The sequence below is a fragment of the Lysinibacillus zambalensis genome (assembly GCF_040183165.1).
Classification (GTDB): Bacteria; Bacillota; Bacilli; order Bacillales_A; family Planococcaceae; genus Lysinibacillus; species Lysinibacillus zambalensis.
Genome location: NZ_JBEGDG010000045.1, coordinates 1 through 8,052, shown reverse-complemented (window position 1 = coordinate 8,052; position 8,052 = coordinate 1). Strand labels below are relative to the sequence as shown.

Genomic DNA, 8,052 nt, shown 5'->3' with positions numbered 1-8,052 from the left:
CCGGCTACTATCAATCTATAAATTGAATAAAAAATAGTCAACCAGATTTCTCTCTGGTTGACCTTATAATACGAACGAGGTGCTTTCGTATTAAATAGTTCAGCCAGAACTTTCTGGTTGAACTTTTTTTATTTAGATTTAATCTAACGGTAGCCAGGGTAGAACGTACGGGTGCGTGAGACATTGATCCCTTCAACTAAACTGTTCACCCCTACTTGTAGAAATATGTTTGAGGCTGGTTGGGTGGTGAATACGTTGTAGGAGGAAAGAAAATGAACCCAGTAGTGGGTATTGATGTAGCTAAAGATGAAAGTGAAGTACAAGCTTTTTTAGAAAAAGGAAAGCCATATGTATTAATGATTTTTGTAAAAGGAGCAATCATTACTTCATCAATACCTGATGCCATCAACACTCGACTCATCGCAATAATAGAAATAATGAGAATGGTCGACAACAGCTCTGTAATGGCATATATAAAACTATAAAAAACGACCTAGTCAGAGCGACGGATAGCAGTCAGAGTGAGGGAAAGTATGGTCAGAGCGACGGAAAGAAGAGCCAAGGTAACAGATAGAGAAGCCAAAGTCGTGGATAGAACCATCAAAGTCGTGTATAGCCCCGCCCAATTCGTGGATAGAATCATCATAGCAAAAAAGTATTAAAAGCGGTGGAAAATGAAAATCGTTATTCTCGTGAAAATACTTATCGATAAAGGCGGAAGTAGACTTCTTGGTACTTACAGATTAAGCCCTCAGTTAAACAGTTGGTTCTGGTTTTTATTGACAATGATAATCATTATCGATATTGTGAAAGTAGGATAGAATCCGAATGTCCACCTATTCACATTTCAGCTGTTATTTGATTAATTTAAACTAGCATGAAGATGCTTAATACACAAATGAGTGTGGTGTCGCAACGTTTAACCATATCTAATGCATTTAATACATATTCGTTGTGAAATATCCCAAATTTATCCTTATAAGTTGTTATAATGTATTTTTAGAAATTTAATATTTATAGATCCGATATTCTTTTTTGTGATAAATAATTTTATGAATGAAGCGAAGTAGAGGTGAACTATGGGTGAAGCAGGTGTTGGTAATTAAGAATGAACGGTCATTAGCAAAGAAGATCGTAAGCGGTCTAAAGCAAGAAGGCTATTTCATTTTAACACTTCACAATGAAAAAAAAGGATTAAATATAGTATATGAGCAAGATTGGGATATTATCGTATTGGATTGGGATTCGTTAAGTATATCTGGACCGGAAATTTGCAAACAAATACGGGCTGTTAAAACGACCCCGATAATCATAGTGACTGACAATGTGTCCAGCAAGGACTGCATAGCAGGATTACAAGCAGGAGCAGATGATTATATAAGAAAACCATTTGTGAAAGAAGAATTAGTAGCAAGGATAGAAGTTGTTTTAAGAAGGGGGGACTGTATCCAGCCAATCGAGAATGATTACTTTCGATTTAAAGATCTCTTCGTTGATGCATCCAGCAATATTATGACAAAAGGTGGCGAAAATCTTCCGCTTACTAAGCGCGAGTATGACTTACTTGTATTTTTAATCAAAAATAAAAATTCAATATTGAGCCGTGAAATGCTTTTGAACCAGGTTTGGGGATATGACGTAGCAGTAAATCCAAATGTAGTGGATTTATATATTGGGTATTTAAGAAAAAAGCTAAAGTGCGAGAAGAAAGACAGATATATTCAAACAATACATGGCAGAGGCTATTCAATGATTGAATAGTGTACAGTTTGTCCCAGTAATCAATTTTAAACATAATCGAAAAAAAACGAGTAAAAACAGTTTCAATTAGTTTTGCTCGTTTTTTTGTTCTATTAAATCTGATAACCAAGCAGTTTTCGGAAGATGTTGAAGAGAAGGAAACGATAAAAAGAATATTTCACACACTCCTTTCTTGTATCCAATACTTAATGTGAAAAATTAACTTTATCTATCATCTTACATTTTTCACAAGATTTTCACAGAATTAAAGACTATACTGTTTCAAAGAACGGTTAAATGAAAATGATTATCAATAGCAATTGGAATGGCTAGCAAATACTATCCAATTCAATCTATAGACTTCATCATTTTCGAAATAAATTACATAATAAGGAGTATGTGTATATGAAGAAATCTATGTTTTTAAAATTTGTTGGTATTATCGCAGTTTTGACATTGATGTTAGTAGCTTGTTCAGATTCAAGCAATAAATCTAATCAAGAGTCAAAGTCTAATGAAGATAATGGAAGTAAAGAAGTTGCTAAACCTGCTACAGTTGAAATCACTGATGCCCACGGAACTGTTTCTGTTCCTGTAAACCCAAAGAATGTAGTTGCTTTGGATAATAGAACTTTTGAAACTTTAGCTGATTGGAAAATTGAACTAGCAGCTGTTCCAAAGGATGTAATGCCTGCGGATTCACCATATGTAAGTGATGAATCAGTTCAAAATATTGGAAATCACCGTGAACCAAACCTTGAAATTATAGCGGCTGCAAACCCTGAACTTGTAATCGTCGGTCAAAGATTTGCAGACTATTACGAAGAAATCAAAAAATTAGTACCAAATGCAGTTGTTATTGATCTTAATGTAGATGTTTCTGAGGAAACTGCTACACCTGGGGAAAACTTAGTAAATGGACTTAAAAATTCTACAATTGCTTTAGGGCAAATTTTCGATAAAAATGAAGAAGCTAAACAAGTGGTAGCTGATTTTGATAAAGTTATCGAAAATGCTAAATCTGCTTATAATGGAACAGATAAAGTGATGAGTGTTATCGTTGGTGGTGGGGATATTGGTTTTGCAGCTCCTCATTCTGGACGTGTTTGGGGACCGATGTATGAAATTTTCGGTTGGGCACCAGCATTAGAAGTTGCCGATTCAACATCAGATCATAAAGGTGATGAAGTTTCTGTTGAAGCTATTGCACAAAGTAATCCTGATTGGCTTTTCGTATTAGATCGTGATGCTGCAATATCTGGTGAAAAAGATTCAGTTCCTGCTCAGGATGTTATTGCTAACGCACCTGCTCTTCAAAAAACAACTGCTGTTTCTAAAAAACATATTATTTATGCACCAGCAGATACTTACACAAACGAATCAATTCAGACGTATATAGAGTTGTTTGAAAACCTTGCAAATACTTTAGCTAAGTAGTGTAAAGGAGTATGAAATGTGCTGAAAAATGTAACTTCTAGGGTTGAGATAAATTCTCAACCCCAGTTTTATAACTACAATAAAATATGGACAAGACCTTTTATATTAGCGATTATAGTTGTTATTATTTTAGGCATTATATCACTGTTTACTGGAGTTTATGATATACGTGGACAAGAGGATGGAATGGAAATGTTTTTCATAACTCGTGTTCCGAGAACAGTTGCATTAATGCTTACTGGAGCTGCAATGTCAATGGCAGGACTCGTAATGCAACTGATTACACAGAATCGTTTTGTTGAACCTACTACAACAGGGACTATTGAATGGTCAGGTTTAGGGCTGCTTTTTGTTTATTTATTATTTCCTGCCCCGACTTTAGTTTTAAGAATGACTGGTGCAATCATTTTTTCTTTTATAGGAACTATGATTTTCTTTTTATTTTTAAGAAGAGTTAAACTTCGTTCGTCTTTAATTGTCCCGATTATTGGATTGATGCTTGGAGCAGTCATTTCTGCAGTGTCCACTTTTATGGGACTTCTTTTTCAAATGACACAAAGTATTGAAACTTGGTTTGTAGGTTCTTTTGCGCCTGTTCAGGTGGGAAGATATGAATATTTATGGCTAATTGTTATCGTTACTTTGTTTATTTTTCTTTATGCGAATAGATTGACTTTAGCTGGACTAGGAGAAGATGTCGCAACAAGCCTTGGCGTTAATTACAATAGGATTGTTCTTATGGGGACTGCCCTTATTTCTCTTGCAGTTGGAATTGTTGCAGCTGTTATTGGAAACTTACCTTTCTTGGGCTTAATTGTCCCAAACATTGTTTCAATGTATAGAGGAGATGATCTTAGGAGTAATTTACCTTGGGTATGTTTGATAGGAATGGGAACTGTAACAGCCTGTGACATAATTTCTCGAACAATTATAATGCCTTTTGAAGTACCCGTTTCTTTAATACTTGGAACAGTGGGGTCAGTCGTGTTTATTACTATTTTATTGAGACAAAGAAAGCCAAGGAGGCACCGATGAACACATTGGAATATAGAGATGAAGAAAATGTTGAAATCGATTCTAGCCTTCATAATGAAAATAGATCAGCTAGGGCTTTTCGTTCTAAGAAGGAAGAAAGACGTTATTGGATTTTGCTAATAACATTGATTGCTTTGGGGGTCCTTTCTTCATATGGACTTTTAGTTTATAACAATCCAGTTCCAGTAGATTCACCTTCTTTTATCCCAGTTGTTATGAGAAGGATAGTAGCTCTTGTTGCAATGATTATTGCGGCAGTTTGTCAGAGCTTGTCGACGGTTGCTTTCCAAACGATTACGAATAATAGGATTATTACTCCTTCACTTTTAGGTTTCGAAGCACTTTACTCAACAATTCATACTAGTACAATATTTTTCTTTGGTGCTAGTGCATTGATAAATTTTACTGGGATTGGATCATTTTTATTTCAAGTTGTTGTTATGGTCTTGATGAGTTTGATACTTTATGGATGGCTCCTTTCTGGTAAATACGGGAATTTACAACTTATGCTTTTAGTTGGGATTATTATTGGCACTGGGTTAAATTCTGTGTCAACTTTCATGAGAAGACTACTTGCGCCTTCTGAATTTGATATTTTACAGGCAAGATTGTTTGGTTCTGTTAATAATGCGGATTCAGCATATTTTCCTATCGTAATTCCTATGGTAATAATTGTAGCATTATTACTTCTTGCTCATTCTAAGAATCTAAATATATTGTCACTAGGAAAGGATGTTTCTACTTCTTTTGGAGTTAAATATCAATCTAGTGTAATTTATACGCTTGTATTAGTTGCCATTTTGATGTCAATTTCAACAGCTCTGATTGGGCCACTTACTTTCTATGGCTTTTTAGTAGCAACTTTGAGCTATCAGGCGGCATCCACTTATGATCATAGATATATTTTCCCAATGGCTCTTGCTATAGGATTTTTGATATTAACGAGTGCATACTTTTTAATGTATCACGTATTCCATGCTCAAGGTGTAGTTTCAGTTATTATTGAATTATTTGGTGGAATAATATTTTTAACTGTAGTTTTAAGGAAGAGGGCTTTATGATAAAAATTGATAATGTTAAAAAGTTCTATACTGATGAAGTAAAAATAGGACCTTTGAATATTGAAATACCAAAAGCGGGTTTTACTTCTTTAATTGGACCAAATGGCGCTGGAAAGTCTACGACACTTTTGATGATTGGAAGACTCTTGGATATGGAGGAAGGTCAAATTCAGGTGGCAAATATGGATGTTTCTGAATCCAAATCAAAAGACTTAGCAAAAATTTTGACTATATTGCGTCAAGAAAATCATTTTGTAACTAGGCTTACTATTAGACAATTAGTTGGATTTGGACGATTTCCTTATTCAAAGGGAAGATTAACTAAAGAAGATGAGGCTATTATTTCTAAATATATCGATTTTTTAGATTTGACTAATTTAGAAGATAGATATTTAGATGAGCTTTCAGGTGGTCAAAGACAAAGGGCATATGTAGCAATGGTTTTATGCCAAGAGACTGAATATGTACTTTTGGACGAGCCTCTGAACAATCTTGATGTTGCTCGTTCTGTTCAAATGATGGAGCATTTGAGACGTGCTGCGAATGAATTTGGAAGAACAATTTTGACTGTTATGCATGATATCAATTTTGCTGCCAAATATTCTGATAGAATTTGTGCTATGAAAGATGGACAAATTGCCGCTTTTGGAACAGTAGAAGAGGTTATGGACTCAGAAATTTTGACAGATATTTTCGAAACAAAAATAGAAATTATCGAAGGTCCTTATGGGCCACTCGCTGTTTATTAGTGACAAAGTTTTAAAAAAAGAAGCAGCTTAAAAAATGAGTGTGCCAAGAATTAAATTATTTACTGTAGCTTGCATAGATCTTAACTGTTACCCTAGTCGAATTTGCTGTCTGTATTTTACAGGCGGTAGCTTTTTTTAATGCCATTGCCCACGAGAATGATTGAAGTATGTCATAACGAGAAATTTAGTGAAATTCTCCATTAAAAAAATTTGATTTCTAATCAACATTACTCAATAATGGAAAGGCTTAGGAGATATTTCTAAGCCTTTTTCGAGGTTTTTAATCGATAATCACCTTATTGCGAAAATAGGGGGGCAAATTTCTCAAGCAGGTGGAAGTATAGGTGATATTCAAATTACTTATATTTTTAAGGATAAAATGTATCAAGCAAAATTAATCAAATTTAAACCAAATGAATAAAGTATTCTTTAACTCCCATGAAAAAACGTAATCATCTTTCATTTTCTGTGGTGTAGCGCCGATTTTGCGCTACATGGATGGCTAACGGGGAGCTTTAATTAAAGATCACTGAGTTGCATAGGCAGCTCTGTTTTCTATATTGAACTAACGAAAAATTTAGCTAGACAAGTTATAAAATGAAAAGAAAAAAAGCATTCAGGTGAATGCTTTTTCACTTTACAATATCAACAGCTTTGCCTGGTAATATGTCTTTCCGATATTGTCGGTAGATTAGACACCCATTTTTCTACGGGTATTGCTTGTTTTTTTCGTTTGTTGGCTTTTCATTTTTTTTGTTGAAAGGTCGGTATGCTTTTTTCCTTTATTAGCAGTGGATTGGTTCTTTTTGTTTTCAAGTTGCTGTTTCACTGCTTCTTGCAGGCTGATTTTCTTTTTTGGTACATCAGTTTGATTATTCTCGGTCATTGGAAATGCTCCTTTTCTAATATGATAGTTAGTCCAGTATAATCTATTTTTTATTATTTGTGAAACTTTCCACTTTAACTTACAACAAGTGAAGACTCTTTTTTACTAACAGAGCGGAATAGTTCAACAAGGTTTTTAGTTTTAATTGTTAAATATGTTCATACAGGTGGGGTTAATCTATAGTATTTTCATAATACTTATGGACTTGGGCTTTTTAATTGTTAGTGCAAATGTAAGTTTAAGAGGTATATAGAACAGACTGTGAGTGATTTCATCCATCTTGAAACTGACGAAAAATATCTTTATAAATTAGAGTTCGATTTCGTAATCAACTACCAAATAAGGATAGATTTAAATGATTACCTTGATTCCCATATAAATTACCCTGAATGGAAAAAAGGCGGATATCCTGTAAAAGAAACTGATAAAAGGTATACAGGAAGGTAATTTATATGTGATTAGTGATGATAAACATATTGTTGGTACTGTCTTAAAGGAATTGGGAAAAGACTTATGGATTTTATGATGATTCAGTATAGTAAAGAAATGAATATAAAAGCTATTCGTTTGGATGTATATAAAAATAAACGAGCTATAAAACTTTATCAAAAGATTTTATAAATTCTAGTTTTAAAGGGTAATTAGTCTATAAAGATTGATTGCTTTTTTTGTTACCTAAAAAGGTGGTATAGAGCTATTTCTTTCAGTCTGAAAGATAGGTTTAGTTGTGAGTCAAATCACCTAAACAAACAGTGTGCGTTAGGCAGCTCGTTTTTTCTTATTGAAAAAATGAGGCAGTACTTTTTATGATTAAGTAACCTTCTTTATGGTCGTTGTGGCTTGGACGTTTCAACTAAAGACTTAAACATGTATTACCTCGAATTCATTCTAGCAGGAGCTAATATACTACATTAAAAATAAGTAAAATAAGCTATGCTTCAGTAATTTATATGCTAGTGCGAATGATTGCTGCAATTGCTATAAATGATTAAAAGATGATCAGTACAAACGTTATTTGTGATAATAAAGTGACGTCGGAAAATGGTCAAAGAAATATTATCAAAATGAAAAACATACTAACATTAGTAGTACAAACCAAGGCCATGGTTTGTGCTACTATTTTTTTATAGTAGAAGTGAAGAAA

8 protein-coding genes are annotated in these 8,052 nt (G+C 33.8%); 7 read left to right on the top strand and 1 reads right to left on the bottom strand.

What is annotated here, in order from left to right; translation table 11 throughout:
• Positions 1 to 272: 272 nt before the first annotated feature.
• The 6 genes from ABNX05_RS25795 to ABNX05_RS25770 all read left to right on the top strand — a co-directional run bounded on the left by ABNX05_RS25795 (position 273) and on the right by ABNX05_RS25770 (position 6,022).
• A complete protein-coding gene (locus ABNX05_RS25795) occupies positions 273 to 485 on the top strand; it encodes a hypothetical protein (RefSeq protein WP_349662301.1) in 213 nt (70 codons plus the stop codon).
• A 598-nt stretch (positions 486 to 1,083) separates the two neighbouring features.
• Positions 1,084 to 1,761 (top strand): response regulator transcription factor, encoded by a 678-nt coding sequence (locus ABNX05_RS25790; protein WP_349662300.1) that lies wholly within the window; start codon positions 1,084 to 1,086, stop codon positions 1,759 to 1,761.
• A 384-nt stretch (positions 1,762 to 2,145) separates the two neighbouring features.
• Positions 2,146 to 3,177, top strand: coding sequence for a siderophore ABC transporter substrate-binding protein (locus ABNX05_RS25785; protein ID WP_349662299.1), 1,032 nt, complete (start codon positions 2,146 to 2,148; stop codon positions 3,175 to 3,177).
• Between the two features lie 18 nt (positions 3,178 to 3,195).
• Complete coding sequence (locus ABNX05_RS25780; protein ID WP_349662298.1) at positions 3,196 to 4,212, top strand: ABC transporter permease; 1,017 nt, start codon at positions 3,196 to 3,198, stop codon at positions 4,210 to 4,212.
• Positions 4,209 to 5,273 carry an iron chelate uptake ABC transporter family permease subunit gene (locus tag ABNX05_RS25775; RefSeq protein ID WP_349662297.1) on the top strand — a complete coding sequence of 355 codons (1,065 nt, stop codon included), beginning with the start codon at positions 4,209 to 4,211 and terminating at the stop codon, positions 5,271 to 5,273. Before ABNX05_RS25780 ends, ABNX05_RS25775 begins: the two co-directional genes overlap by 4 nt.
• Positions 5,270 to 6,022 carry an iron ABC transporter ATP-binding protein gene (locus ABNX05_RS25770; protein WP_349662296.1) on the top strand — a complete coding sequence of 251 codons (753 nt, stop codon included), beginning with the start codon at positions 5,270 to 5,272 and terminating at the stop codon, positions 6,020 to 6,022. Before ABNX05_RS25775 ends, ABNX05_RS25770 begins: the two co-directional genes overlap by 4 nt.
• A gap of 691 nt (positions 6,023 to 6,713) precedes the next feature.
• On the opposite strand, the gene ABNX05_RS25765 is transcribed toward ABNX05_RS25770, so the two are convergent.
• Positions 6,714 to 6,908: a hypothetical protein gene (locus tag ABNX05_RS25765; RefSeq protein WP_349662295.1), complete on the bottom strand. Its 195-nt coding sequence runs from the start codon at positions 6,906 to 6,908 to the stop codon at positions 6,714 to 6,716.
• A 498-nt stretch (positions 6,909 to 7,406) separates the two neighbouring features.
• On the opposite strand from ABNX05_RS25765, the gene ABNX05_RS26500 reads away from it, so the two are divergent.
• Positions 7,407 to 7,529, top strand: coding sequence for an N-acetyltransferase (locus ABNX05_RS26500; RefSeq protein WP_432760174.1), 123 nt, complete (start codon positions 7,407 to 7,409; stop codon positions 7,527 to 7,529).
• Positions 7,530 to 8,052: the final 523 nt, after the last annotated feature.